A 24,927-nucleotide genomic window follows, 5' to 3' on the forward strand; every position below is an offset into this window, starting at 1 on the left:
GAAGGGTTGCGAGGATGGTCTTGGCGTCGCCCAGGGCGAGTCCGACGTTCTGCACCTGGTCACATCGACGATCGATGGTGTGAAGTGGCACGGTGAAGGGGCGCGACGCGGCGCCCTCAATGCGAATCTGAACGATGGCTCTCATGGGACCCACCTTTCCTGTGATGGCGCAGCCAACGCGGCGAGCCTTCTGTTCACGGCGCGCCGATCGAAGCGGTCGGGGTGGTAGTGGCGCAAGACGGGCCATTCCTCGTCGTCCACCTCATCGTCGAGAAGATCCTCGAACTCTTGGCGGGACCTGCTCTCGCCGATCGGGGTGTACTCGAACCGAGTGGCCATGAACGCATGCGGACCGCCGCAATCCTCTGGGGGTGCGGCGCGCCGGCCTGCGATGCATACCGGGTACACCAGCTTGGGATCCAGCGGCAAGGTCGTCTCGATGCGCAGGTCGTGCACCCACAGATCGCCGAAGTCGTATTCGTAGGGAATCGCTCAAGGCGCCGCAGCTTCAGTTGTCCGATCGGGACTTCGTGCGCGTCGGTGTCGAAGAACACGCCGCCTTCCTGATGGACTCCGTACTCGCGACCGCAAATCTCGAAGCGATGAAGGTGCATGTCCTGCCAGCCGAACGCGACCTGCAGGATCCGGTGAAGCCGGGCGACGCTGGTATCGCCGCGCACCAGAAGTCGCCGCCAGAGCAGCGGGCTGATGCTGCGCAGCACGGCGCGCAGCTGCAGGACCTCCTGTCGAGAAGATGCTCCGGCTTCCATCTCCAAAGCTTACTTTGCTGCACCGCACACCCCCAGGATTGTGATGCTCTCCATAGCGGGCCAGCAAAGCGACAGCGTTGTCGTCGTCTATGCGAGTCCCATCGACCTGACCCAGCAGCCGGCATCGGGCCGCCTGAGGCGCAGCGGAACGTGGCCACGCCCGAGTAGCGCGCCTCATATCAGTCCACCCAGGCCTGAAGCTCGATCTCGACACGCGCTCCTTTGTAGAGCTCGGCCTGCACGGTCGAGCGCGTGGGCAGGGCGCCCGCGAAATGCTTCGCGTATTCCTCGTTGAACGCGGCGAACTCGCCCAGGTCCGCAAGCCACACGGTGACGCGCACCACGTCGCTCATGCGCGCGCCGCATTCGCCGAGCGTGAGGGCCACGCGTTCCAACACGGTCTTCGTCTGGGCCTGAATGCCGCCCTCGACGATGTTGGACTGCGCATCCATCGCGAGCACGCCCGAGAGGAAAAGAAAGCCCCCTGCACGCACGGCCTTCGAGAACGGAACAGGCAGGGGAGTCGGATAACGTTCGATATTCATTCTGCTTCCTCGTAGTCCTTGCGCGCGATCACCTGTCCGTTGCGTGCCCCGCTGTGCACGCCGTGCTGCCAGGTGACGGCGCCATTCACGATCACCGCGTCGATGCCTTCGGCCGGCCGCGTCGGCGTTTCGTAGTTCGCGCGGTCGCGCACCGTCGCGGGGTTGAAGATCACCACATCGGCGTGGTGGCCCGGCTTCAGGGTGCCGCGCTCGTGCAGGCCGAAGTTGCGGGCCGTGAGCCCGGTCATCTTCCACACCGCCGTCTCCAGAGGGAACAGGCCGATGTCGCGGCTGTAGTGGCCCAGCACACGCGGGAAGGTGCCCCACAGCCGCGGATGCGGCTTCTCGCCGTGCGGAATGCCGTCCGAGCCGATCATGGTCTCGTCGAACGCGAGGACGCGCTGCACGTCGTCCTCGTCCATCATGAAATAGATCGCGCTGCCGGGCTGAAGCCGCCGAGCCGCATCTTCGCCCGACACGCCCCATTCGGTCGCGATGTCCTTCAGGTCGCGGCCCGCGCACTCGGGGTGCGGCACGCTCGAGGCGATCAGCACGCGGCCTTCCATCATCCCGCGGTCGGTGCGGATCATGGTGGAGCCAGCCGTGTACGGGTAGCAGTCGAGTCCGATGCACTGGTGCTGCATCGCTTCCTTGATGAAGGGCAGCGTGACTTTGGTCTTGCCGAAGTTCTGCACGTTCTGAACCTTGTGGTGCGACACCACCACCGGGATGCCGAGCGCGCGGCCGATGTGGAAGGTCTCTTCGAGCGACTCCATCACGCGGTCGCTTTCGTCGCGCATGTGCGTCACGTAGAGCGCCTTGCGCGCCGTGAGCGGGCGGCCGACCTCGATGATCTCCTCGGTCGTGGCCTTCACGGCGGGCGGATAGAAGGTGCCGGTCGACAGGCCGATCGCGCCGGCCTGCATGGCTTCCTCGACCAGCGCCTGCATGGCTGCGATCTCCGTATCGTTCGCGGGCCGGTCGAGGTCGGACATGACCACGGCGCGCAAGGTCGAATGGCCGACCATCGCCGCCACGTTCACCGACGAGGGCGTGGCGCGCAGCGCATCGAGGTACGCTGCGAAGGTCGTGAAGCGGCCTTCGGCCGGGGAGTCGAGCAGGCTCAACGGCATCGGCAGGTCCATGTCGGCGCGCAGCGGCGCCGCGCTGATGCCGCAGTTGCCCGCCACCACCGTGGTCACGCCCTGAGACACCTTGAAGGGCATCTGCGCCTGCGACAGCACGGCCTGGTCGTCGTGCGTGTGCGAGTCGATGAAGCCGGGCGCGACGATGCGGCCCGCGGCGTCCAGGGTCTGGTCGGCCGTGTGGCCCGCGAGCTGGCCGATGGCGGCGATGCGGCCGTTCAGGATGCCGATGTCGGCATCGAAACGCGGCGCCCTGGTGCCGTCGATCACGGTGCCGCCGCGAATCAGGAGGTCGTAGTGGGTCGGAGTGACGGACATGGGGATTCCTTGTTCAACGAAAGTGGCAGGCCACCCAGTGGCCGCCGTTGGACGACGAGGGCCGCTCGGTCAGTTCGGGCGTCTTCTCCTTGCACACGGCCTGCGCCATCGGGCAGCGCGTGTGGAAGCGGCACCCCGAAGGCGGATTGGCGGGGCTCGGCGGATCGCCTTGCAGCAGGATGCGGCGCGCCGGCGTGCGCGGATTCGGCACGGGCACGGCCGACAGCAGGATCTCGGTGTAGGGGTGCAGCGGCGTCGAGAACAGCGTGTCGCGGTCCGCGATCTCCACGATGTGGCCGAGGTACATCACCGCCACGCGATGGCTGATGTGGCGCACCACCGCTAGGTCGTGCGCGACGAACAGGTAGGCGATGCCCAGTTCGGCCTGCAGATCCATCAGCAGGTTCACCACCTGCGCCTGCACCGACACGTCCAGCGCCGACACCGGCTCGTCGCAGACGATCAGCTTCGGGTTCAGCGCCAGCGCGCGCGCAATGCCCAGTCGCTGCCGCTGGCCGCCCGAGAACTCATGCGGAAACTTCTTTACCGCCTCGGGCCGCAGGCCGACGCGCGAGAACAGCCACTGCACGCGCTCGCGCCGCTCGGCCGCGTCGTCCATGTCGAAGTTGCGCAGCGGCTCGGCCACGATGTCGCCGGCCGTCAGGCGCGGGTTCAGCGAGGCATACGGGTCCTGGAAGATGATCTGCAGCTGGCGACGGCGCAGGCGCATCTCGTTCGCCGGGAGCGTCAGCAGCTCCTCGCCGTTGAGCCGCACCGAGCCTGCGCTGGGTTCGACCAGCCGCAGCACCGACTTGGCCGTGGTCGTCTTGCCGCAGCCGGATTCGCCGACCAGCGAGAGCGTCTCGCCGCGCGCGACCGAAAACGACACGCCGTCGACCGCCTGGATCGCCGGCTTCGCGGGCCGCAGCCAGCGCTTGGGAGAGATGTAGTGCTTGCGCAGATCGCGCACATCGAGCAGCGGGGCCGCGGTCGTCATGTCATCGCTCCGGCCGCATCGGCCCATTGTTCCTCGACGGCAAAGCAGGCCACCACATGGTCGCCGCCCCGCCGCGCCAGCCGCGGCGTCTCCACGCGGCAGCGCTCGCGCGCGTGGTTGCAGCGCGCCGCGAAGGCGCAACCGCGTCCCAGCTCGTGCGCGGCCGGCACCAGCCCCGGAATCTCGGTGAGCCGCGTGCTCGCGGTGTTCAATCCGGGCATCGAGGCCATCAGCGCGCGCGTGTAGGGATGCAGCGGCCGGTCGAACAGGTCGGTCACGTCGGCTTCCTCGACCTTCCTGCCGGCATACATCACGACCACGCGGTCGCAGCTCTCGGCCACCACGCCGAGGTCGTGCGTGATCATCACCACGCCCATGCCCAGCTCCTTCTGAAGCCGCTTGATGAGATCGAGGATCTGCGCCTGGATCGTCACGTCCAGCGCCGTCGTCGGCTCGTCGGCGATCAGCACTTCGGGGTTGCAGGCCAGGGCCAGCGCGATCATGACGCGCTGGCGCATGCCGCCCGAGAGTTGGTGCGGGTACTCGTTCACGCGCCGCTCGGGCTCGGGGATCTGCACCACGCGCAGCATCTCGACCGCGCGCTTCATCGCATCGGCGCGGCTGGCCTTCTGGTGCAGTTGCACCGTCTCGGCGATCTGCCGGCCCACGGTGAGCACCGGGTTCAGCGAGGTCATCGGCTCCTGGAAGATCATCGAGATGCGGTTGCCGCGGATCTGACGCATCTCGCGCTCGCCCAGCTGCATCAGGTCGGTGCCGCGCAGTCGGACGGCGCCCATGTGACGCCCGGGCGGCGTCGGCACCAGCCGCAGGATCGACAGCGCGGTCACGCTCTTGCCGCAGCCTGATTCGCCGACCACGCCAAGCGTGCGACCCGCTCGCACGGTGTAGGAAACGCCGTCGACCGAGCGCACCACGCCCGCCAGCGTGTGGAAGTGGGTGCGCAGGTCGTCGACCTCGAGCAGCGGCTCGCCGGGGGCGAGCGCGGTGTGGGACATCGTGATCGTCATGGCGCTTCGCTCACAATTGCCGCGCCAGGCGCGGGTCGAGCGCATCGCGCAGGCCGTCGCCGAGCAAGTTGATGGCCAGCACCGTGGCCGCCAGCAGCAGGCCCGGGTACAGGATGATGTGGAAGGCGACGGTCACGAAGTTGCGGCCTTCGGCCATCATGTTGCCCCAGCTCGGCGTCTGCGAAGGCACGCCCACGCCGAGGAAGGACAGCGAGGCCTCGATCAGCACGGCGGACGCCGCCACGAAGGTGCCCTGCACCACCAGCGGCGCCATGATGTTCGGCAGCACGTGGCGCACCAGGATCACCGGCAGCCGCGTGCCCACCGCATGCGCGGCCTCCACGAAGAGCTGCTCGCGCAGTGTGAGCGCCAGCGAGCGCACCAGCCGCACGACGCGCGGAATCTCGGGCACGGTGATGGCGACGATCACCGTCGTCAGGCTGGCGCGAGTCACGGCCATCAGTGCGATGGCGAGCAGGATGCCGGGGATGGCCATGAGCCCGTCCATCACCCGCATGATCGGCCCGTCCGCCCAGCGCACGAAGCCCGACACCAGCCCGAGGGCGATGCCGAAGAAGGTGGCCAGCACCGCGACCGAGGCGCCCACGATCATCGACACACGCCCGCCCCACACGGCGCGGCTGAACACGTCGCGGCCCAGCGCATCGGTGCCGAACCAGTGCTCGGCCGACGGCGGCTGCATGCGCGCGAGCGGGTCGATGTCCTGCGGGTCGTGCGTGGCGATCCACGGCGCGGCGAAGGAGAGGGCGGCCACCGCGATCAGCAGGAGCGCGCCGATGATCAGCGTGGGGTGCTTGCGCACCCAGCGCCAGCGCGGCAGCACGAAGGGCGCTTCGTCGGTGAAGTCGACGGGGGGCGCGGGCAGGTGGCGTTCACTCATCGGGAGTACGGTGGACATGATTCAGGTCGGTGGCTCGGTGGGGGGCATCTAGTACTGGATGCGCGGGTCGAAGAGACGGTAACTCAAGTCAATCAGAAGGTTGATCAGCACATAGACCCCCGCCGACAGCAATAGAACGCTCTGGATCACCGGGTAGTCGTGCCGCTGCACCGAGTCGATCACTAGGCGGCCCACGCCCGGAATGGCGAACACCGTCTCGGTCACGACCACGCCGCCGATCAGAAGCGCGATGCCGGCGCCGATGGTGGTCGCGATGGGAATGGCCGCGTTGCGCAGCGCATGCCCCAGCACGGGCAGCACGCCAAGGCCCTTGGCGCGTGCGGTGCGGATGTAGTCTTCATGCAGCACCTCGAGCACGGTGGCGCGCGTCATGCGCGTGACCAGCGCGATGTACACCAGCGCGAGATTCACGCAGGGCAGCACCAGCGAGCGCAGCCACTCGCCGACGCCGTCCGCAAGACGCGCATAGCCCTGCACCGGGAACCACGGCAGCTGGAGCGCGAAGGTGTAGACCAGCAGGTAGCCCACCAGGAACACCGGCACCGAGAACGCCAGCACTGCGAACAGCATCACCAGCCTGTCGATCCAGCTGCCTGCGCGGCAGGCCGCAAGCGTGCCCAGCGGCACCGACACCAGCAGCGTGATGAGCATGGTCAGGGCGGCGATCGACACCGTGGGCTCCAGCCGCTGCCCGAGCAGCTGTGCCACCGGCACTTGCGTGAAGATCGAGATGCCGAGGTCGCCCGTGAACAGCTTGCCGATCCAGTGCGCGAACTGCTGCCACAATGGAAGGTCGAGGCCGAGCGTGGTGCGCAGCTTCTCGATGTCTTCGCCGGTGGCGAGGTCGCCCGCGATCAGCGCGGCGGGGTCGCCGGGCGACAGGTGGATCAGCAGGAACACCACCACAGCCACCACCGTCATGACGGGCAGCGTCGAGAGAAATCGCCTGAGGATGTAGCCCATGGTGCAGCCGTGCGGTGGCGGTTACTTGTCCAGGACCCAGACCGTCGGCATGCCGGCCCAGAGCTTGTCCGTGCCCTTGAGGCTGGTGCGCGCGGCGAATGCGGCCGAATACTGGCCCGCGTTGATGTACGGCACCGCCTCGTAGGCGCGGGCCTGGAAGGCGTCGAGCAGCTCCTTGCGCTTGGCCGGCAGTGTTTCCTTGAGCCAGGCGGTGCGCAGTTCGTCGAGCCGCTTGTCGCAAGGCCAGCCGGGCAGCGTGTTGCCGCAGGCCGCGCTCAGGTAGGCGTTGGTGATCGGCGAATTGACGTCGAACTCGCCGGCCACGGTGACGTACATGTTCCAGCCGCCGGCGTCGGCCGCGTCGCGCTTGGCGCGGCGGGCGCCGATGGAGGCCCAGTCCATGGTCTGCGCGTCGACGTTGAAGCCGATGCTCTTCATGGTCTGCTCGACCATCAGCGCCTCGGCGTTCAACGCGGTGATGTCGCTCGGCACCATCAGCACCACCTTCTCGCCTTTGTAGCCCGAGGCCGAGAGCATCTGCTTGGCCTTGGCAACGTCGGCCTTGCGGTAGGGCTCGGCGCCGGCCGAGGTGTCGTTGGGACTGCCGCAGATGAAGTAGGTGGCGCAGTAGGCCATGCGCATGTCGAGCGGGAAGCCCATGGCCGCCATGAAGCGCTCCTGGTTCACGGCCTGCAGCAGCGCCTGGCGCACCTTCGGGTTGTCGAAAGGCGGGTGCAGCTGGTTCATCACCAGGAAGCCCTGGTAGGTGCCGAAGGCGCCGACCTTCAGGTTGCTGTCGGTGCGCAGCGGCACGATGTAGTCGGGCGGCAGCTGTTCGATGAAGTCGACCTCGCCGCGCTTGAGTGCCGACACCGCGCTGTTGGCGTCGGGTAGGTAGAGCCATTCGACGCGGTCGAAGTTGCTCTTCTTGTTGCCGGCCAGGCCGTTCGGCGGCTCGCTGCGCGGCACGTAGTTGGGGTTGCGCACGAACACCGTCTTGTTGCCGGGCACCCATTCGTCGCGCTTGAAGATGAAGGGGCCGGAGCCCAGCACCTCGGGCAGTGGCGCGGTGGCCGGCATCTTCGCAAGCCGTTCCGGCAGGATCACCGGCGGGAAGCCCGAGGGCTTGGCCAGCGCGTCAAGCACCATGCCGAAGGGCTCGGTGAGCGTGAGCGTGAAGGTACGGGCATCGACTGCCTTCCACTCGGCGCCGCTCGCCACCATGGCGCGGCCCAGGCCGTCGCGCGCGGCCCAGCGCTGCAGCGACGCGGTGGCGTCGGCCGAGGTCACGGCGCTGCCGTCGGAGAACTTGAGCCCGGGGCGCAGCGTGAAGCTCCACTGCTTGCTGTCCTTCGACGCCGTGTACTTCTCGACCATCTGCGGCTGCGGCTTGCCGGTCGAGTCCTGCGCGAACAGGGTGTCGTAGACCATGTAGCCGAAGTTGCGCGAGATGTAGGCCGTGGTGAAGGTCGGGTCGAGGATCTTCAGGTCGGCGTGCGCGACCATCTTCAGCGTCTTGGGCGGCGTCTGCGCCAGCGCCGGAAGGCACGCCGTTGAGAGCGCAAGGACAGCGAGGGCGGCAAACGTTGGTCGTTTCATCGTCGATTCTCCGGTAAGGGCAGAAAGAAATTGGGCAAGCCTGGGGGTCATGCGGTGATCGGCCACTTGGGCAGGCGGGCCTTGCGATACGGCAGCGTGGTGAGGTCCAGCGTCACGGCGCCCGGCGCGCCCGCATAGATCACATGCTTCGCGACCTTGGCGTACGACGCATAGAAATGCTGCGACGACTTCACGACGATGATCTTCTTGGCCGCCAGGTCGCAGCCCAGCTGCGTGAACAGGTCGGTGCCCATCGCCTGGTTGCGCAGCGTGATCAGCACGATCTCGATGCCGTCGGCCTCGACCAGCGCGCTGTCGCCCATCAGCGTGGGCGTTCCGGCCAGGCCGGTCATGACCAGGTCGTGCTGCAGCGCCTTCACYGTGCATTCGAGGTCCATCGGGTCACCCGACAGCGGGCTGATCTTGCCGCCGATGCGCATCGCGAGCTTCGCGCCCACGCCTGCGTCGAAGGCGATGCGCACTGCGATCGGGTCCCACATGGGGCCGATGGCAGCGTTGCGAATGCCGCGCTCGATCATGCGACGCAGGATGAAGGTCGAATCACTGGCCGCGCCGCCGCCGGGGTTGTCGGCACCGTCGGACAGCACCACGGGGCCGCCGTCGAAGGCCAGCGCTTCGTCGAGCGAGGCGTCGATGCTCGGATAGTTGACCGTGAGCCCGTCGCGCATGGCGATCAACTCGTCGGCGAGCTGGCGCGCCAGCGCGTCGGCCTTGGCCTGGTCGCCGTCGGCGTAGACGAGCACCTTGGTGCCCATCTCGGGCACGTCGCCCCATGAGAAGCCGTGCGTCAACGAGACTGACAACACGCCGTCCTTGCCCTCGAACGACTGCATGCGCTCGACGAAGCCGCGCGCCGGTTCGCGCGAGGTGTGGACCGTGACAATCATGTCGCAATCGACCACCGCGGCCACCGGCCTGACCTTGCCTTCGACGGTGGCGGCGCAGATGTCGACCAGCTCCAGCCCGCGCTCGAGCACGTCGGTGTGCGGGTACTCCTTGAAGGAGATCATCACGTCGGCGTTGGCGACCATCTCGGGCGTGAGGTGGTTGTGCGGATCGAGCTCCGCGCCGATCACCACGCCGGGCCCGACGATCTGCCGCACGCGCGCCAGCAGGTCGCCTTCGCAGTCGTCATAGCCATCGGCCACCATCGCGCCGTGCAGGCCGAGCAGCACCATGTCGACCGGCAGCACAGCGCGCAGGTCGTTCAGCAGTTCGTCGCGCAGCGTCTCGTAGGCATGGCGCGTGGTCGTGCCGCTGGGCTGCGCGCCGGCGACCATGCCCTCGAACAGCTGCCATCCCTTGTCGGCGCCGCGCATGCGCGCGGCCCACAGCGGGCCCGAGAACAGCGTCATCGCATCGGGATGCTTGCCGGCGGCGAAGTAGCCGCGGTCCTTGAAGGAGGCCAGGCTGGTAGGCATCGGGCCGAAGGTGTTGGTTTCGGTGGCGAGGGAGGCGCTGAAGACACGCATGGGTGGGTTCTCGTTGAGGTAGGAGGGCGGTTGTTCTTGCCCGGCGATCAGGCGGTGGCCGCGCGCAGCCGTTGTGGGCCCAGCATCTCGGCCGTGAGCCCGAAGGCCGCGATGCGTTCGGGCAGCGGCAACCCGCGTGCCAGCGCGGCGCAGGCCTCGCCCATGGCGGCCGAGGTCTGGATGCCGTAGCCGCCTTGCGCCGCGACCCAGAAGAAGCCGGGCGCCCCGGGCTCGAAACCGCCGACGAGGTCGCCGTCGGCCACGAAGGAGCGCAGGCCGGCCCAGGTGCGGGTGGGGCGGCGGATGGCGAGCGTGGTCGCTTCCTCGATGCGCTGCATGGCGATGGCGATGTCGAGCTCCTCGGGCTGCACATCCTGCGGCTCGGTGGGATCGGCGTTGGCCGGCGAACCGAGCAACATGCCGGCGTCGGGCTTGATGTACCAACCTTCGTCGGCGCCGAAGACCATGGGCCAGTGCGCGACGCTCTCGCCCTCGGGCGGCGCGAAGATAAAGGCCGAGCGCCGTCGCGGTTCGATGCCCAGCGGCTGCACGCCCGCCATGCGGGCGATGGCGTCGACCCAGGCGCCGGCCGCGTTGAGCACCACCGGCGCGTCGTACACGGCGCCGCCGGCCTGCACGCGCCAGCGGTCGCCGACGCGTTCGATGGCTGTCACGTCCGCATCGCACACCAGCTTGCCACCGGCCCGCCGCATGCCGCGCAGGTAGCCCTGATGGATGGCGTGCACGTCCATGTCGGCCGCATCGGGTTCGTACACCGCGCCCAGCACCTGTTCGGGCCGCAGCGCCGGCACCATCTCGCGCGCCTGTTCGCCGCTCAGCCGCGACGCGCCAGTGTTCATGGCGCGCAGCACCTCCCAGTGGGATGCGAGCTCGGCCATGTGCGCCTTGCCCGCGACCATCATGGCCCCGCGCGGCGTGAGCAGCGGATGCTCCGTGAAGCCCGCGGGCGGGTTTTCGAGGAAGGCGCGGCTGGCCATCGTGAGGGCGCGCACCTGCGGCGTGCCGTAGCTCTCCATGAAGAGGGCGGCGGAGCGGCCGGTGGAGTGGTAGCCGGGTTGCGATTCGCGTTCGAGCAGGATCACGCGGGCGTGGGGCGCGAGCCAGTGGGCCGCCGAGGCCCCGGCGATGCCGCCGCCAATCACGAGGTAGTCGGCCACGCAGGGCGCTGGGGTGCTGGTACTCATCGGCGGAAAGTGTAGATAGGAATTTGCGGATACGCAAATTCATTCCACCATATCAAGGGAAAACCATGGGCAACGCATCGGTGAAATTTGCGTCAACGCAATTTGCGTATACGCAACTTCCGGGCCCGCGTCATGCGGGTCGGCATGGATGGCGTGACGCCGGGCTGGCAGAATCTCCCTGCATCACAAGAGAAAGCCAAGCGTGAATCCACACACAGGGACCAAGCCGGGGACGAAGCCGAAGGAAGATCCGCCCAAGCTGGACCGCACCACTTTCGGCCATCGACTGCGCACTGCGCGCAAGCGCTTCGGCTGGACGCTGGCGCAACTGGCCGAGCGCTCTGGCGTGTCGATCACCACCATCTCGCGCGCCGAACGCGGCCAGCTCGCGCTGGGCTACGAGAACTTCACCGCGCTGGGCCGTGCACTCGAGATGGACATGAACGCAATGTTCGCGGGGACCGGCGTCAAGCCCGCGCAGCTCGACGGGCCGGTGGTCACGCGCGCGGGCAAGGGCGTGGTGTACCGCGGACTTTCGATCGCCTACGAGTTCCTCGGCACCACGGCGGCCGGAAAGCAGATGAGCCCCGTCGTCGGCACGGTGCATGCACGCCGCATTCACGGTCCCGAGGACTTCGTGCGGCATGCGGGCGAGGAGTTCGCCTATGTGCTGTCGGGCGAGATCGAGGTGCACTTCGAGAACGGCGAGGTGGTTCACCTGGCGCGCGGCGACTCGCTGTACTTCGACAGCCGTCTCGGCCATGCCTACGTGACTGTGAGCCGCCAGCTCGCGAAGATCGTCGGCATGACCTCGAGCGAGAGCGGCCTGATGCGCTCCGCGCGTGACGGCGACGAGCACATGGCGCCCATGGTGAAGACTGCGCGCAAGCCTGCCGCAAAGAAAAGCGCCAAGACGGCGAAGACCGGAAAGCGCGCTTAGCCCCGCCTCATCGACGCCATCGAGGACCGATGGTGGAGGAGTTCATTGCCGTTGGTCTGCGAGAGCGCGATACCGGCCATCGAACCGAAATCTCGACCACTCAACTGCGCACTCGCGGTTTTGCCTTTGGGCGGCGGAAACTCGCAAGTCGTAGCAAGAAGGGAATCCGCCACTTTTGCGCAGGTGTGTTGATATCCACTGACGCACGCGTACCACATCACGGCCGCCATCGATGGTGTTGTAGATCTTCTTGCGAGTCCGCAACGGCCTAGCAGGCTGCTGAAATACCTCACCGGATGGTCCCCCGAAATTGGGCCTGAGGCGTTGTCTTTGCAGACCCACGAAACCTGCTCCGATGCGCGGCCCTGACTCATTCACCGAAGGTCACCATGAGACGGCTGGACGACCTTGTTCCTGCCGACCATCCGCTGCGACGCATCCGGGTGATGGTCAACGAGGCGCTGGCCAAGATGGACGAGTTGTTCTCTCGGATGTACGAGGCCGACGTCAAGGGCGGCCGCCCGAGCATCGCGCCGGAGAAGCTGCTGCGCGCGATGTTGCTGCAGATCCTGTTCAGCATCCGCTCGGAGCGCCAGCTCATGGAGCAGACGCAATACAACATGTTGTTTCGCTGGTTCATCGGCCTGGCGATGGACGACGCGGTTTGGGTGCCGACGGTGTTCAGCAAGAATCGCCAGCGTCTGATCGAGCACGACGCAGTGGTCGCCTTCTTCAACGAAGTGCTGGAGACGGCCGAGAACAAGGATTGGTTGTCGGGTGAGCACTTCAGATGGTATAGACGCCTCCCACCACGGCCTCTGCCGCACTGCGAAGCGCGGGCGAGGCGGGGCCTCGCGCTTAACGGCAGGGAGTGCCAAAGTGGAGCTTGCGTCCAACCACACAACCGGAGGTCCCGAAATGAACGCTACGACGTACGCCGTGGACATGGCCAAGAGCGTGATGCAGTTGCACTGGGTTGAGCTTGAGACCGGCGAGATCCATCGCAAGAAGCTCAGCAGGGGCAAGTTCTCGAGTTCTTTGCTCAGGTGCAACCGGCGTGCGTGGCCATGGAGGCCTGCGGTGGTTCTCACCACTGGGCGCGGACATTGATGGCCATGGGGCATGCCGTCGAGCTGTTGCCTGCGGGCCAGGTTCGCGCCTTCGTTCGAGGCAACAAGGATGATTCGGCCGATGCACGGGCGATATGGGTCGCTGCCGGCCACGGCGACATCCGCCGCGTGCCGATCAAGAGCACTGAGCAACAGGCCATCATGTCGCTGCATCGCACGAGATCGCATTGGGTGAGCATCCGTACGCCGACGATCAACTCCCTGCGTGGGCTCCTCTATGAATTCGGAATCTTCCTTCCGCAAGGGCGTCACTCCGCGTTGCGGATGCTCGCAGAGGAACGCGCGGACATCGACGCCAAGCTGCCAGCACTGATGGTGAGGCTACTAAACGAGCAACTAAGGTCGCTGCGCGAGGTTGACCACGACGTCGAGGTAATGGATGAGGAGATCGCCGCGGTCCAGCAGAGCATCGAAGCCGCAAAGACGCTGCGCGCGGTGCCGGGACTCGGTGTGCTGGGCGCGACGGCGCTTGCGGCGGTGTTGGGTGACGGGCGCGCGTGGCGCAATGGCCGCGAATTTGCCGCGAGCCTGGGGCTTTGTCCCGGACACACTAGCACCGGCGGTAAGGTGAGGATGGGCGGCATCAGCCGACGGGGTGATCCTTATCTGCGCACGCTGCTCATTGCCGGAGCGAGAGCGGTCGTGGCCCGAAAGAATTGCTCGGCGTGGCTGCAAGCTTTGCTATTGCGCAGGCCAACCAACGTGGCGGTCGTCGCGCTGGCCAACAAGCTGGCTCGCACGGCGTGGGCGCTTGTTGCGTACAACCGAAGCTACGATATGCGGTGGGTGTCGACCGTGCCGGCCCGTATGTCCAGTGCCGAAACGGCACGAGCATAGGCAGGTTGGCAGCCAAGGGCGCCACACGGCGACAAATACTGCGAACGCCGAACAGAGTGCGCGAGTGCAGTTGAGGAAGTGATGGCAAGCGGTCAGACCGTGGGTCGGAAAAGCCAAGTCAACGCTCAGGCTCGCCGTGTGCGAAGCCCGTACTTCAGGTAGGCACCGACCTCGCGAATGACCATCAGGGCCAGCATGCGGACCAGATCCGAACTGCGCAAACAGGCCGGATAAGACCGCAGTTGATCCGCCACTGCCACGACTTCGAAGATTCACTTGCCACACGGGAGGCGTCCATATAAGCGTCGACGGCACGTTGATTCAGGCCTGGGCCGGACACAACAGCTTCGTTCGCAAGGACGGTGACGACGGTGGCGGCAGTGGCGGGGACTTCAAGGGGCAGCGACGCAGCAACGAAACGCACGAGTCGAAGACGGATCCCGATTCGAAGCTGTACCGCAAGGGCAAGACGGCCAGCGAGCTGCGCTATATGGGTCACACGCTCACCGACAACCGTCACGGCCTGGTCGTCAACGCGATGGTTACGCAGGCCGACGGCTTTGCCGAACGGGAACCGGCCAAGGTCATGATCAGGGACGCGCGCCGAGCCACCGCGAGTAGCGGATACCGAGGTCACGCTCGGCGCCGACAAGGGCTACGACGCGGCCGAGTTCATCGAGGCGCTGCATTGCATGAAGGTGACGCCGCACGTCACGCAGAACAAAGCGGGGCGTCGTTCGGCGGTGGCCGACGAGGTCGCCCGGAGCGAGGGCTATGCGATCTCGCAGCGCAAGAGAAAGCTCATCGAGCAGGGCTTCGGCTGGGCCAAGTTCGTCGGCCCCATCCGCCAGGTGATGGTGCGCGGCATCAAGAAAGTCGATCAGCTGTTCGTGCTGACGATGGCCGCCTATAACCTCGTGCGCATGCGGACCTCGGCAGAAGTCCGTCCGGTGGCCTCGTAGAGGGGAAACGGGAGCCGAGAACGGGCCCTCGAAGCGCGATAGCGGCGACGGCAGCGAGCCTGAAACCCCGAAATCCTGCAACCGCCCACTTCAGGACGCCGGATGACTGCCGCGCGACTGGTAGGCCTGTTAGGCGCTCCAGGTCGCTGCGCAGTGCGGCGCTCGCGCTTGCCTGGGGCTGCGACTGCTCGTCAAGCGAAGCCTGTTCTGAAGCACGCCTGCGCAGTAGACCGCCGTGAGTTCCAGATCCGACGGTTGCAACGAGACTGCGGCCGCGCCTTGCCCCGCCATGGCGGTGGCCACGCAGATGAGCAGTCGTGGATGGGGTTTCATCGCCCGCAACCTCCCATTCGCCAGCGGCGCCGACGATGTCGTGGACGCAGTGGACCGCTCGTCGAATGCAGCGCTCGTCCGACCCGGCGATCGAAGGGCGTCAGGCGCAGCGCGCGTAGACCAAGGCCAGGTAGTCCGAGTGCTTGCGCAGCGCTTCCAGTTGCTGGAGCGTCGAGCCGGTCACGCGATCGGACGGGTCGAGCTTCAGGCTGCCGTCCGGAAGCAGGACGAAATGGGTCGTTCCCTGCGGCAGGCCGCGGCCATTGCCCGCGTTGACGTACCCGCACCCGGCGCCCGTGGCCCGGTTGTACTTCACGCCTGTGAAGGTGGCGGCACTGGCTCGAAGCTGCTCGCGCACATGGGTCTCCACGTTCCACGCGGGCCAGTAGAACCACCACGCGGCCAGGCAGCCGACAAAAACCGCGATCCCCGCCAGGACGGATGCCACTGCTCTCATGATTCGGTTCCCCCACAAGAAGGGTCCGATGATATGGGAGTAGTGAGTACTTTTGTTTCTTTTGTAGCGAGGCATTGCACCGTGCAGGCCTCGTCGCCCGCGAATTCGCCTCAGGCGGGCGGTCGGCCCGGCTGTAGGTCGCCACCGATATGAAATCGTCGGTGACTCCGACCCGGTTCGCGGGGCGCGCGAGATGCGCTGTCGCGCGTCGATTCAAAGCGTCCACGCGTGCAAGGAGATGCCATGTCGATTGAATTCCTGAGGCAGATCGCTGCCACGCCCCTCCCCACGTCATTCAGCTCGACCAAGGAAATGGATGCCATCAGGATGCTGCGCCAAGCGGGTCTGGTGCTGGCACTGATGGACGAGCCCCCTGAGCGGGCCGCCAGGATCCTTGCCATCACGGCCAAGGGCCGCGGCGAACTGCTACGCATTCACTACCCTGATGACCCCCCAAGCTAACCGACCGCCCGACGCCACCGGTTCCGGCTGACCGCGCTGCGCGCCCAGGTTCTACGCGCGCGGGGCGTAGGGCAGCAAGGCTTTTGGTCGATCTGACGATTGCGCTCTGGGGCCACATCGACGTGCTCGTGAACCGTGCCGGCCACGGGCCCAAGCCGCCCTTGCTCGAGCTGACCAGAGAGGTGCGAGGGCGGGTCGTGTTTCAGCCTCGAAGAGAACCTCAACCCTCTGATTCGCCTGGCTATCGGTGGGCGTGATGAGGGAAGCGGTTCCGGGTGAAATGTGGGCGTGGCAGGCGGGGAATCTTGCCACGGCGCACGCTACCGATCGGGCCTCAGCCGCGCAATCAGTCGCCGAATCACGCCCGCAACCCCGAATTTGGCCTCAACGATCGGGTCAGCACCAAAGATCGCACGCTGCTCGGCCAGCGCGACATGCAGCGCTGCAAGATTCGCTTCGTTGTAGACCCAGGTGCCGGACACCACGTGCGCGCCCGACGTGTAGGGGGTGATGCGAACGTCTTCGACCCCAATCCGACCGAGCGCGGCCGCGCGCGAAGCCGCTTGCTGCGCGGGTCCTCCTTGACAGTCGATCGGGCGGGGAAAGACAAAGCTGATGGCCTGTACCTGGGGGAAGTGTTCCGAGACGAATGCGCAAATCTCAAAGAAGATCAGGCGTTCAAAGTGCCTTCTCTCATCCACCATCACTTTCGTTGGGGCAAGGCTTTCAACGTGAATCTGTGTCCCTCCGTTCAATACCAGGACGGGGTCCAATGTCGCCAACAGGATGCCCCCCTCGTACACAGACATGGGCTGCCCAAGTTGATAGAAGGCTTCGTGTGGCCCGGTGATTCGAATGCTCTGGTAGGTCATGTGGCGCGAATGAGATGGGTGGTCTTCCCATTTCCCTGCGCTCCTCCTCGATCGCCAATAGTGCTTGAAGCTCTACTTTTAGTGTGAGGCGCGCTATAAACATGAGAGCTTGCGGCATAAAGGCGACAGGATTCCCATGGAAGTCACGCAAAGCCGAGAGAATCCGCCGAGGGCGACTGGCAACCGTGATTTAAGTGTCACCAAAGCTTGGGCTGTTGATTTCCCGAGGGCCACCGCCTGTACCTGATCTTCGACAACACGCCGACTTCGCGCTGCGCCCGATGTGGGGCGCGCCATGACGACGACGATTCGCCTCTGGCACGGAACGACCGAGCTACACGCGCGCGGCCGCGGAGGGACGCCTGCACGACGTTGCACGCGGGGAAGGGGACGTCGATGAGCACGAGATCTCGTTCGAGAACGCCCTGGAGTGTTGCGCATCGCCAAGTTCAGCACGCCTCGCTTCATGAACTCGATGGTTTCCTGCAGTGGATCCCCAACGGCAGAACGCAGGCCGCCGAGCAGCGTTTGCTGGCTGCAGGGGATGCCGAAGCCGCGCAGGCCGCAGATGTTGGCCAGACTCTCCTGACGAGTCGATGGACCTGGCCGTCGATCACCTGGCGGTCGAAGCGCCGCACGAAGAGCGCCTCGCCATTCAACTCCGGCTCAGCCGTGCTCCTCAGGCCGCAGGCGGTGGCCACGCGCAAGTAGGCTGCCTCGTGGCGCAGCACGGCGCGGTCGGGCTCGGCGTTGCCTCGCGGCAGCTTGACCAGCCAGTGTTCGCGCGCGCGCTCGTCGGGCAACGCGAGATCCGGAAACCAGCGTCCGTCTTCATCGGTGCCAAGCAAGAACTTCGACGCGACGCCTTGCACGCCGGTGGTGCGAGGCGCGAGCATGCCCCGGCTCGCGGGTCTCTGAGGACGGACTCGACTCTGGCGCGCACTTCCGCCCCGTCGACGCCCTGGAACGCGCCGCACGTGCGCCTGGTAGTCGAGTAGTCCACGGCGCTCTAGAGGCGCAGGCGTCCAATAGGAGCAATGGCACCGGCCATGGCGAGGGGCAGCACCAGGCCCTCGCCGTCGGCAAGGCAAGTTGCTCGAGCAGATACTGGCGCCCCCTGCCTTGGGACACCAGGTCGAACAGAAAAGAGGGTGGCCTGCGGTCGAGTTCGGGCCCCGTCGGTCCGTCGATGAAGAGGTCCGACTGGGCGTCGATCGGCATGCCCAGCGCTACCGGCCAATGCGCGGCGTCGCCGTGGGGGTGCTCGGGTAGGTACTCGATGCGCAGCGGGGGGGCCAAGCGGCTGCACGGTAGCGGCAGGCACCCAGTGGCCGTCCCGCTGGATCTGAAGCGCTGTGGCGGGTGGATGCACAGAACTCGGGTGGATCAGGTAAACATGCGATCGTCGAACTCGAACGGGTTGCGCTCGACCGTGACCATCACCTGCAGGAATGCCGGGTGATCAGGGTTCAGGACGATGGGACCGGGCCGAAGCCCGATCCCATGCCGCTCTCCAGCTAGGGGAAATGCCGTCCTCTCACGAGGGTGGTCGGAGTGTCAGAGAGCGCGCAGCGGAAATGAAACCCTACAGGGGGTCGAGCCCGCCCAGGATCAGTCAACCTTGCGGATTGCTGACTTGCTGGGTAATATCTTCTTATTACAAAATGAAACAGGCTGAAGCAAATCTCCCGGCTTCAGCTCCCAGAGGGATTCCACATTGAAACTCGACCACATCGACACGATGCGTGGCCTGGCTATCCTCATGGTCATCCTTGTGCACACGGCCGCGTGTGTGCCCGGGCTATCGGTCGATCTGCAAGAGGCCACCTACTACGGGATGCTCGGCGTCCAGCTGTTCTTCGTGGCGTCAGCGTTCACCCTCTGCCATTCTGGAATGCAACGCCAAGGTGAAACCCGGCCGTTGCTCAGCTATGCGATCCGGAGATATTTCCGGATCGCCCCGATGTACTACATCGGCATCGTGCTCTATGCAGGGATGAGCCTGCTGAATAATTATGTGATCGAGCGCAGGCTGGCGTTCGGCGCCGAGTACACCCTGTCGAGCGTGATGGCGAACGTGTTCTTCGTTCATGGCCTCGTGCCTGGCCCTGCGAACAACGCCGTCGTGCCGGGCGGTTGGTCCATCGGCACCGAGATGGCGTTCTATGCGGTTTTCCCGCTCCTATTCGCGGCGTTCCTGAAAGTCCGCGCGTTCACCTTGCGCCTGGCGGGGCTCATCGTGCTGGCCTCGTTGGTGGCCAGCCAAGCGACCCTGTGGGCGGTCTTTCAACTGACCGGCCTCAAGGCATCGACGGGCAGCTTCATCTACTTCAGTATCGCGAACCAGCTGCCCGTCTTCGTGATGGGAATGGTGCTGTTCTTCCTGACGCGCGAGGATCGCTGGCCAATCAAGAGCATCTGGGGCAATGCGGCAGGCTTCATCGCGTTCACCGCCGCGACCGCGTTCAAGCTGAGTCAACGGGATGGGAACGATTCGCTGATTCCGGTGCTAGGCGGGGCCTCATTCGTGTTCCTGTTCAAGGTGCTCGAAGCCGCGAAGCCGCTCAATCCGGCCTGGATCCGGGCAATCGGCAAGGTCTCGTTCTCGATGTACATCGTGCACTTCATCTTCGCGTACAAGGTGACGCTGATGGCATCGAGGGTGTTGGTACCAGCGATCGGGAGCGGCGCGGCGGCCATGGTCCTCTACGCGGTCGCCGTCGCAGGCTCCTATCTTGCCGCGGTGATCGCGCAGCGGCTGGTAGAGGCCCGCTTCATCGGTCTGGGCAAGCAGCTAATCGCCCGACTCAGAACTCGCCCGCAGCCTCGAGAGGCTGTCGCGCCGCCGACGGTTCTGTAGCCGGGTCGCTCACCTCTAATCACGGAGGTCCATTTGGCGAACGTGCGCCGTCTGTAAGGTGCCGGCTGTCAGAAACAGGCGCGATTTGCTGAATGCGACGCCGCCCAGAGTGCGTCGAAATCTCCCATCTAACTAGGAGACTCACATGGCAGACGACCCCAAGAAGACCGGCCTCGATCGGAAGCTGATCGCCCTGAACGAACCACACGAGGTCCGAATCTGGACCGAATCGCTCGGCGTCGACGAGAAAACGCTAAAGGCCGCAGTGGCTGCGGTGGGCAACTCGGCGGAGAAGGTGCGCGAGTACCTGCGGAAGAGATGACCGCGAGAAAATCCGACGTCATGAAGGCCGGAGACCCGAAGTTCGCCGACACTGTCCGCCTCATTGAGTCCTTCGTCGACATGCCGCGGAAACCGGCCAAGCGCGCGCCCACGAGGAAACCCGCCGCGCCGACCAAGACCGCGGCGAGCACGAAGCGCTAGTTGATCAACTCTGCAAAGAAAGCCGCCCAGAACCAGTTGGTGTGCTTGTGGTGGCGGCTGCTCATCAGCCGGTATCGAACCCGGACACGGCCGATGTCCGGGACATCAATTTCGGCGTGCAGCTCTGCTGGCTTCCCATCATCAGGCGCAGGAAGCGTCTGGCCGGCCCGGCTGATCAGCTCTTCGGGGATCTTGGCCAGGATGCCGTTGGGCTCGTAGAAGGACATGAGGCCAGCATAGCGCGTCAGGACTTGAGCCTGCCCCCCTCTCTAGCTAAGGGGGTGGCAGGGTCGGGTAGATGCTGGACAAGGCTTTACCTGCGCGATACGCGGATTCCAGCAAGCCCTGTCAACAGGGTCCGTTGCGCAGCGTTGGTCAGGTAGTAGTCAACGACCTGGAGTCCCTTATGAACAAAATTCGTCTCATTGGAACTTGCATCGCGATCGGTGGCATCACCATGCTCAGCGGTTGCGTCGCTGTGCCTACGGGCCCCTACTACGGTAGCCCGGCGTATTCCCAGCCTTACTACGTGGAGCCCGGCCAGGCCGTGGTCGGAGCACCTTCCGTTTACATCAACGGCACGTATTCCCGGGGGCAAGGGTACTACCCCAGACCTTACTACCAGGGGCGCTCCGATCCCTACTATGGTCAGGCGCCCGCTTATGGATCCCGCCGACCTTTCCCGCCGCCTGGCGCACCCAGACCGCCGGGATTCGGTGGCGAGTCGGGTCCAGGCGGAGCGTTTGATCCCGACCACGGTCCGGGTCGCGGAGCAGATCGTCCTTGACCGCGGCAAAGCCTGCAATCTAGGAGAGCATCCAGAAGCTGGGGGCGTGCAGTGCAGCATCCTTCATCCGACGCTACGCTGCCAGGGGCACCTGATCCTGAGCGCCGAGGCGCGGATACCACCTCTCGAAGGACGCTCGTAGTTCGTCGTTCAGGACCTGGGTGCGAACCCGGAGCAGCAGATGTGCTCCGCGCGGCGTCCAGCGCATCTGCTGCTTCTTCACGAACCGCTTGGAGATCACCTGGTTGACCGCGGACTCTACAAAGCCGGTGGAGATCCGTTCCCCGCATCGGTACCTCTCCCCGTAGTTGACGATGGCGCCAGTATTGTTGTCGACGTAGGTCGCGAATTCATCCAGCGCCCGTTCAAGCTTCTTGAGCACGACCGAACTCGGCAGGCCCGCCTTGCGCTGCTCCTCGCGTACATCTGCGATGTCCTCAAGCAGGTTGTACAAGGTTTCGTCGGCGCGAAACACGTTTCCGTGCCACAGGAACCATTTGATTCGGTCCCGACATCCTCAACCGGGAACGGCGACCCGCGACGATGCCCACCGTGGTGCTTCAGAACGGCCCGGGTAACAATGGCTCGGAGGTTCGCGACGGTGTCGCCTACGAGATCAAGGCGGGCGACGTGGTCGTGATCCCCGCAGGCACCGGCCATTGGTTCACCAAGGTCGATGACCACATCGACTACCTCATGGTACGGATCGACCCGGACAAGGTCACGCCGACCAAGAGCGAGGCGCAGTCCAAAGACTATCTGACCCGACCCGCCCGCCGTGGCGAATAGCCCACCTTGAATCGCCAGGCTACCTAGAATCGCCCCTATCGGAGGCTCACCGACATGATCACTCAACGGTTTCAATCGTCCGGCTGTGTTCGACACATGCGATCAGCATTGCGGAATGCTTCGAGAGCACTGGCGATGGGGCTGGCTGCCCTGCTGCTTTCGGCCTGCGCCGCAGGGAGTTCTGGCGAGGGATTGGCGGCCACGCGCTACGCGGTCGATCCCTACTGGCCGAAGCCCCTGCCGGGAAAATGGCAGCTGGGTGCCGTGGCGGGGGTGGCCGTCGACAAGCACGACCACATCTGGATCATCCACCGCCCCGGCAGCTTCACGGATGACGAGAAGGCGGCCTCGTTCAATCCGCCGCGAGCGGCGTGCTGCGTGCCCGCGCCGTCGGTGATCGAGTTCGACGCCGAAGGCAATGTCCTCCGGTCGTGGGGCATGGCGGGCGTCGGGTTCGATTTTCCCAAGCGCGAGCATGGGATCTACGTGGACCAGGACGACAACGTCTGGATCGCCGGAAATCACGAGCAGGATCACCAGGTGCTGAAGTTCACCGCCGATGGAAAGTTCATTCTGCAGATCGGCAAGGCTGGCCAGACCGGCGGCAGCAACGACACCCGGTTGCTCGGCAAGCCGGCCCACATGGAAGTCGACGCCGTGGCCAATGAGTTGTACGTCGCCGACGGCTACGGCAACCGGCGCGTGATCGTGTTCGATGCGACCACCGGCGCCTACAAGCGCCACTGGGGCGCCTATGGAGGCAGACCGGATGACGCCAAGACGAGCTACGACCCGTCGGCGCCGCCCTCCAGGCAGTTCGGAAGCCCGGTGCACTGCGTCCGGCTTGCCAAGGACGGTCTGCTCTATGTGTGCGACCGCGAGAACAACCGGATCCAGGTGTTCAAGAAGTCAGGGGAGTTCGTGCGCGAGTTCTTCCTCGCCAAGGACACGCTGTTGATCGGCTCGGTTTGGGACATGGTGCTGTCGCCGGACCGCAACCAGACCTACATGTACGTGGCCGACGGCGCCAACAACCAGGTGCACGTGCTGTCCCGCGAAACGGGCGCCGAGGTGTCGACATTTGGCCGCAATGGCCGCATGGCGGGTCAGTTTCACTGGGTACACAACATCGCCGTGGACTCGAAGGGCAACATCTACACGGCCGAGGTTGACACCGGCAAGCGGCTGCAGCGATTTGCCGCCTCGCCTTGAGTTTGGCACTTCGATAATCGCAGGTCGGTCCACTTCGGTCTTCCGGTGTCTGGACTACTGAAGGCCGCCGCGGACTACTTCCTGCAGTTGTTTCGCCGAGGGTAGCTTTCCCTTCATCTCTGCGGGCAGGCTGCCTCGCAGTTGATATTCGGCTACGCCGATGGGGTTCGATTTGCTCTTCAGGGCGAACTCGACCTCAAGATTATCCTTCTCCGCACATAAGATGATGCCAATCGACGGGTTATCGTCTGGGGCACGCTCCTTCTCGTTGAGCAAGTTGAGATAGAAATCCATTTTTCCGGCGAACTCCGGCTCGAAGGGACCAATCTTCAACTCGACCGCCACCAGCGCCTTGAGGAAGCGGTGATAAAAGAGAAGATCGATGAAGTACTCCTTGCGGCCAAGGGTGAGTCGGTATTGGCGACCAACAAAGCAAAAGCCGTAGCCCAACTCAAGGATGAAGTCGCGCAGCCGCTCGAGCAGGCGATCTTCCAGTTCGCGCTCCTTGATGGCGCGTCGAATGCCAAGGAACTCGAGGTTGTAGCTGCTTTTGATGGCTTCTTCGGCCTGCTCTGCAAAGTGCTCGGGTAGCGCGAGCGCGAAGTTGTGCGTTTTGCCGTCGGCCAATGATCGCTCGTAGGCTCGCCCCTTGATTTGATTCAGGAGAACATTGCGACTCCAGCCAAAGCGTGCGGTTGCCCTCAGGTAGTAGAGGCGCTGTGCAGGGTCATCGAGCTTGGAGAGCAGATTGACATGGTGGCCCCACGGCACAGCCTCGACCATTTCTCGCACAGCTTGTGCGAGTTCCGGTTGGTCGGCAGCGACCAACGCCTTGGCATTTCGTGCAAGTTTGGCACCGGGCTTCATTTGTCGCACAACCTGTGCGAGAAACTCCGGCGCTGCGTAGTGCTCGTGGAACTGCCGCATGCGCCACAAACTCGCCGCTGAAAACCCCGTGGTCCCGGGGAAAGACGCCTTCAGGTCGCGTGCGAGACGATCCACAACCGCATCCCCCCATCCTCGGCTCGCCTGCTGCTCTCGGATGGCCTGTCCGATGTCCCAGTACAAGGCCACAAGTTCACGGTTGACTGCTCGCGCAGCGGAAAGACGCGCACCGTCTATCCGGCGCTTGAGGCCTTCAACGAATCGGGGGTAGTCGAACAGGGTCGTGGTAGAGGTAGTCACCACTCAAATGTAGTTCCTCGAGCGCGGGGAGCCTTCACTCGCGTTCCAAGGGTACCGGGCAGAATGGGCGCCCGGACGCGGACTTCGCCACACCGCGTCTACCTAGACAACAGATCCCGACCCCACGCAATCCACACGTCGGCGCGTTCTCTATCAGCCGCAAGGCGACATCAAAACTTGCGCTCCGCAGGCCGACAGGATGCATCGTGAACGTCAAGACCTCTTCAGGGACAGCACCGTTGGGCCCGGTGACCTCAAGCAGCTCGAAGCTCCGAGCCAGCATCCCGAGCACGAGGTTCATTTCGAGCATCGCGAGGTAGCGACCGGGGCAGAGTCGGGGTCCCGCGCCGAAAGGCATCGAAACGCGCTTCGGGGACGACGCTTCCATTGCCTTGTCGTCGGACAGCCAACGCTCCGGCCGGAATTCGCTGGCATCTCTGACGTTGGCTTCGTCCACGGCTGCGGAGCGCATCACGCAAAACACCGTCGTGCCCTTGGTGACCCTCACATGGCCGACCTGCGTATCCTGGACGGCATCCAGGAAGAGGACTGGTGCTACCGGTCGAAGTCGCATCGCCTCCTTCGCGCAGGCTTCGGCAAGTCAGCGAGCGTGCCTGCTCGAGATCGCGCGGC

The 24,927-nt window shown here is 65.2% G+C and carries 23 protein-coding genes and 6 pseudogenes; 11 read left to right on the forward strand and 18 right to left on the reverse strand.

Going from position 1 to position 24,927, the window contains the following annotated elements; translation table 11 throughout:
* Positions 1 to 141: 141 nt before the first annotated feature.
* From AC1DF3_RS33920 to AC1DF3_RS33970, 11 genes and pseudogenes are all read right to left on the reverse strand, one after another.
* Entirely contained in the window at positions 142 to 489 is a 348-nt protein-coding gene (locus tag AC1DF3_RS33920; RefSeq protein ID WP_478142411.1) for an IS1096 element passenger TnpR family protein, read from the reverse strand.
* Positions 490 to 572: 83 nt separating this feature from the next.
* Positions 573 to 770, reverse strand: a pseudogene (locus AC1DF3_RS33925) (plasmid pRiA4b ORF-3 family protein); the annotation flags it as partial.
* 179 nt (positions 771 to 949) lie between these two features.
* On the reverse strand, positions 950 to 1,315 hold the full coding sequence (locus tag AC1DF3_RS33930) for a RidA family protein (RefSeq protein ID WP_478142386.1): 366 nt from the start codon (positions 1,313 to 1,315) through the stop codon (positions 950 to 952).
* Entirely contained in the window at positions 1,312 to 2,778 is a 1,467-nt protein-coding gene (locus tag AC1DF3_RS33935; RefSeq protein ID WP_478142387.1) for an N-acyl-D-amino-acid deacylase family protein, read from the reverse strand. Before AC1DF3_RS33935 ends, AC1DF3_RS33930 begins: the two co-directional genes overlap by 4 nt.
* 13 nt (positions 2,779 to 2,791) lie before the next feature.
* Positions 2,792 to 3,775 (reverse strand): ABC transporter ATP-binding protein, encoded by a 984-nt coding sequence (locus AC1DF3_RS33940; RefSeq protein WP_478142388.1) that lies wholly within the window; start codon positions 3,773 to 3,775, stop codon positions 2,792 to 2,794.
* Positions 3,772 to 4,803 (reverse strand): ABC transporter ATP-binding protein, encoded by a 1,032-nt coding sequence (locus tag AC1DF3_RS33945; RefSeq protein WP_478142389.1) that lies wholly within the window; start codon positions 4,801 to 4,803, stop codon positions 3,772 to 3,774. Before AC1DF3_RS33945 ends, AC1DF3_RS33940 begins: the two co-directional genes overlap by 4 nt.
* A 10-nt stretch (positions 4,804 to 4,813) precedes the next feature.
* Positions 4,814 to 5,722 (reverse strand): ABC transporter permease, encoded by a 909-nt coding sequence (locus AC1DF3_RS33950; RefSeq protein ID WP_478142390.1) that lies wholly within the window; start codon positions 5,720 to 5,722, stop codon positions 4,814 to 4,816.
* Positions 5,723 to 5,752: 30 nt separating this feature from the next.
* Complete coding sequence (locus AC1DF3_RS33955) at positions 5,753 to 6,688, reverse strand: ABC transporter permease (protein WP_478142391.1); 936 nt, start codon at positions 6,686 to 6,688, stop codon at positions 5,753 to 5,755.
* A 21-nt stretch (positions 6,689 to 6,709) separates the two neighbouring features.
* On the reverse strand, positions 6,710 to 8,287 hold the full coding sequence (locus AC1DF3_RS33960; RefSeq protein ID WP_478142392.1) for an ABC transporter substrate-binding protein: 1,578 nt from the start codon (positions 8,285 to 8,287) through the stop codon (positions 6,710 to 6,712).
* Positions 8,288 to 8,334: 47 nt separating this feature from the next.
* On the reverse strand, positions 8,335 to 9,780 hold the full coding sequence (locus AC1DF3_RS33965) for a M81 family metallopeptidase (protein ID WP_478142393.1): 1,446 nt from the start codon (positions 9,778 to 9,780) through the stop codon (positions 8,335 to 8,337).
* A gap of 47 nt (positions 9,781 to 9,827) precedes the next feature.
* A complete protein-coding gene (locus tag AC1DF3_RS33970) occupies positions 9,828 to 10,985 on the reverse strand; it encodes an NAD(P)/FAD-dependent oxidoreductase (RefSeq protein WP_478142394.1) in 1,158 nt (385 codons plus the stop codon).
* Positions 10,986 to 11,187: 202 nt separating this feature from the next.
* Here AC1DF3_RS33970 and AC1DF3_RS33975 point away from each other — a divergent pair, with 202 nt between their 5' ends.
* From AC1DF3_RS33975 to AC1DF3_RS33990, 4 genes and pseudogenes are all read left to right on the forward strand, one after another.
* The gene (locus tag AC1DF3_RS33975) at positions 11,188 to 11,925 is read left to right on the forward strand and encodes a helix-turn-helix domain-containing protein (RefSeq protein ID WP_478142395.1); all 738 of its coding nucleotides are present in this window, start codon (positions 11,188 to 11,190) and stop codon (positions 11,923 to 11,925) included.
* Between the two features lie 355 nt (positions 11,926 to 12,280).
* Positions 12,281 to 12,713 (forward strand): annotated as a pseudogene (locus AC1DF3_RS33980) (transposase); the annotation flags it as partial.
* Positions 12,714 to 12,843: 130 nt separating this feature from the next.
* Positions 12,844 to 13,892, forward strand: a pseudogene (locus AC1DF3_RS33985) (IS110 family RNA-guided transposase).
* A gap of 289 nt (positions 13,893 to 14,181) precedes the next feature.
* A pseudogene (locus tag AC1DF3_RS33990) lies at positions 14,182 to 14,854 on the forward strand (IS5 family transposase); the annotation flags it as partial.
* A 433-nt stretch (positions 14,855 to 15,287) separates the two neighbouring features.
* On the opposite strand, the gene AC1DF3_RS33995 reads toward AC1DF3_RS33990, so the two are convergent.
* A complete protein-coding gene (locus tag AC1DF3_RS33995; RefSeq protein ID WP_478142396.1) occupies positions 15,288 to 15,644 on the reverse strand; it encodes a hypothetical protein in 357 nt (118 codons plus the stop codon).
* Between the two features lie 243 nt (positions 15,645 to 15,887).
* Between AC1DF3_RS33995 and AC1DF3_RS34000 the strand changes: the two genes are divergently transcribed.
* Both AC1DF3_RS34000 and AC1DF3_RS34005 read left to right on the forward strand, forming a co-directional pair.
* Entirely contained in the window at positions 15,888 to 16,106 is a 219-nt protein-coding gene (locus tag AC1DF3_RS34000; RefSeq protein WP_478142397.1) for a hypothetical protein, read from the forward strand.
* A gap of 77 nt (positions 16,107 to 16,183) precedes the next feature.
* Positions 16,184 to 16,288, forward strand: a pseudogene (locus tag AC1DF3_RS34005) (SDR family oxidoreductase); the annotation flags it as partial.
* 138 nt (positions 16,289 to 16,426) lie between these two features.
* Here AC1DF3_RS34005 and AC1DF3_RS34010 read toward each other — a convergent pair.
* Together AC1DF3_RS34010 and AC1DF3_RS34015 are read right to left on the reverse strand one after the other, a co-directional pair.
* A complete protein-coding gene (locus AC1DF3_RS34010) occupies positions 16,427 to 16,978 on the reverse strand; it encodes a hypothetical protein (protein WP_478142398.1) in 552 nt (183 codons plus the stop codon).
* A gap of 464 nt (positions 16,979 to 17,442) precedes the next feature.
* A complete protein-coding gene (locus AC1DF3_RS34015; protein WP_478142399.1) occupies positions 17,443 to 17,874 on the reverse strand; it encodes a HipA domain-containing protein in 432 nt (143 codons plus the stop codon).
* An 821-nt stretch (positions 17,875 to 18,695) separates the two neighbouring features.
* Between AC1DF3_RS34015 and AC1DF3_RS34020 the strand changes: the two genes are divergently transcribed.
* From AC1DF3_RS34020 to AC1DF3_RS34030, 3 genes are all read left to right on the forward strand, one after another.
* Complete coding sequence (locus AC1DF3_RS34020; RefSeq protein ID WP_478142400.1) at positions 18,696 to 19,838, forward strand: acyltransferase family protein; 1,143 nt, start codon at positions 18,696 to 18,698, stop codon at positions 19,836 to 19,838.
* Positions 19,839 to 19,983: 145 nt separating this feature from the next.
* The gene (locus AC1DF3_RS34025; protein ID WP_478142401.1) at positions 19,984 to 20,160 is read left to right on the forward strand and encodes a DUF3606 domain-containing protein; all 177 of its coding nucleotides are present in this window, start codon (positions 19,984 to 19,986) and stop codon (positions 20,158 to 20,160) included.
* Between the two features lie 20 nt (positions 20,161 to 20,180).
* Positions 20,181 to 20,321 carry a hypothetical protein gene (locus AC1DF3_RS34030; protein ID WP_478142402.1) on the forward strand — a complete coding sequence of 47 codons (141 nt, stop codon included), beginning with the start codon at positions 20,181 to 20,183 and terminating at the stop codon, positions 20,319 to 20,321.
* On the opposite strand, the gene AC1DF3_RS34035 is transcribed toward AC1DF3_RS34030, so the two are convergent.
* Entirely contained in the window at positions 20,318 to 20,548 is a 231-nt protein-coding gene (locus AC1DF3_RS34035) for a hypothetical protein (protein WP_478142403.1), read from the reverse strand. The genes AC1DF3_RS34030 and AC1DF3_RS34035 overlap by 4 nt on opposite strands.
* A 633-nt stretch (positions 20,549 to 21,181) precedes the next feature.
* Positions 21,182 to 21,616, reverse strand: a pseudogene (locus AC1DF3_RS34040) (ISKra4 family transposase); the annotation flags it as partial.
* Positions 21,617 to 21,651: 35 nt separating this feature from the next.
* Between AC1DF3_RS34040 and AC1DF3_RS34045 the strand changes: the two are divergent.
* Together AC1DF3_RS34045 and AC1DF3_RS34050 are read left to right on the forward strand one after the other, a co-directional pair.
* Positions 21,652 to 21,897 (forward strand): AraC family ligand binding domain-containing protein, encoded by a 246-nt coding sequence (locus AC1DF3_RS34045; protein WP_478142404.1) that lies wholly within the window; start codon positions 21,652 to 21,654, stop codon positions 21,895 to 21,897.
* Between the two features lie 135 nt (positions 21,898 to 22,032).
* Positions 22,033 to 23,109, forward strand: coding sequence for an NHL repeat-containing protein (locus tag AC1DF3_RS34050; protein WP_478142405.1), 1,077 nt, complete (start codon positions 22,033 to 22,035; stop codon positions 23,107 to 23,109).
* Positions 23,110 to 23,163: 54 nt separating this feature from the next.
* Here AC1DF3_RS34050 and AC1DF3_RS34055 read toward each other — a convergent pair whose 3' ends face one another.
* Complete coding sequence (locus tag AC1DF3_RS34055) at positions 23,164 to 24,294, reverse strand: PDDEXK nuclease domain-containing protein (protein ID WP_478142406.1); 1,131 nt, start codon at positions 24,292 to 24,294, stop codon at positions 23,164 to 23,166.
* A gap of 34 nt (positions 24,295 to 24,328) precedes the next feature.
* Positions 24,329 to 24,868, reverse strand: coding sequence for a cytochrome P450 (locus AC1DF3_RS34060; protein ID WP_478142412.1), 540 nt, complete (start codon positions 24,866 to 24,868; stop codon positions 24,329 to 24,331).
* Between the last annotated feature and the right edge of the window lie 59 nt (positions 24,869 to 24,927).

This window comes from Variovorax sp. 10N432 (assembly GCF_056394465.1).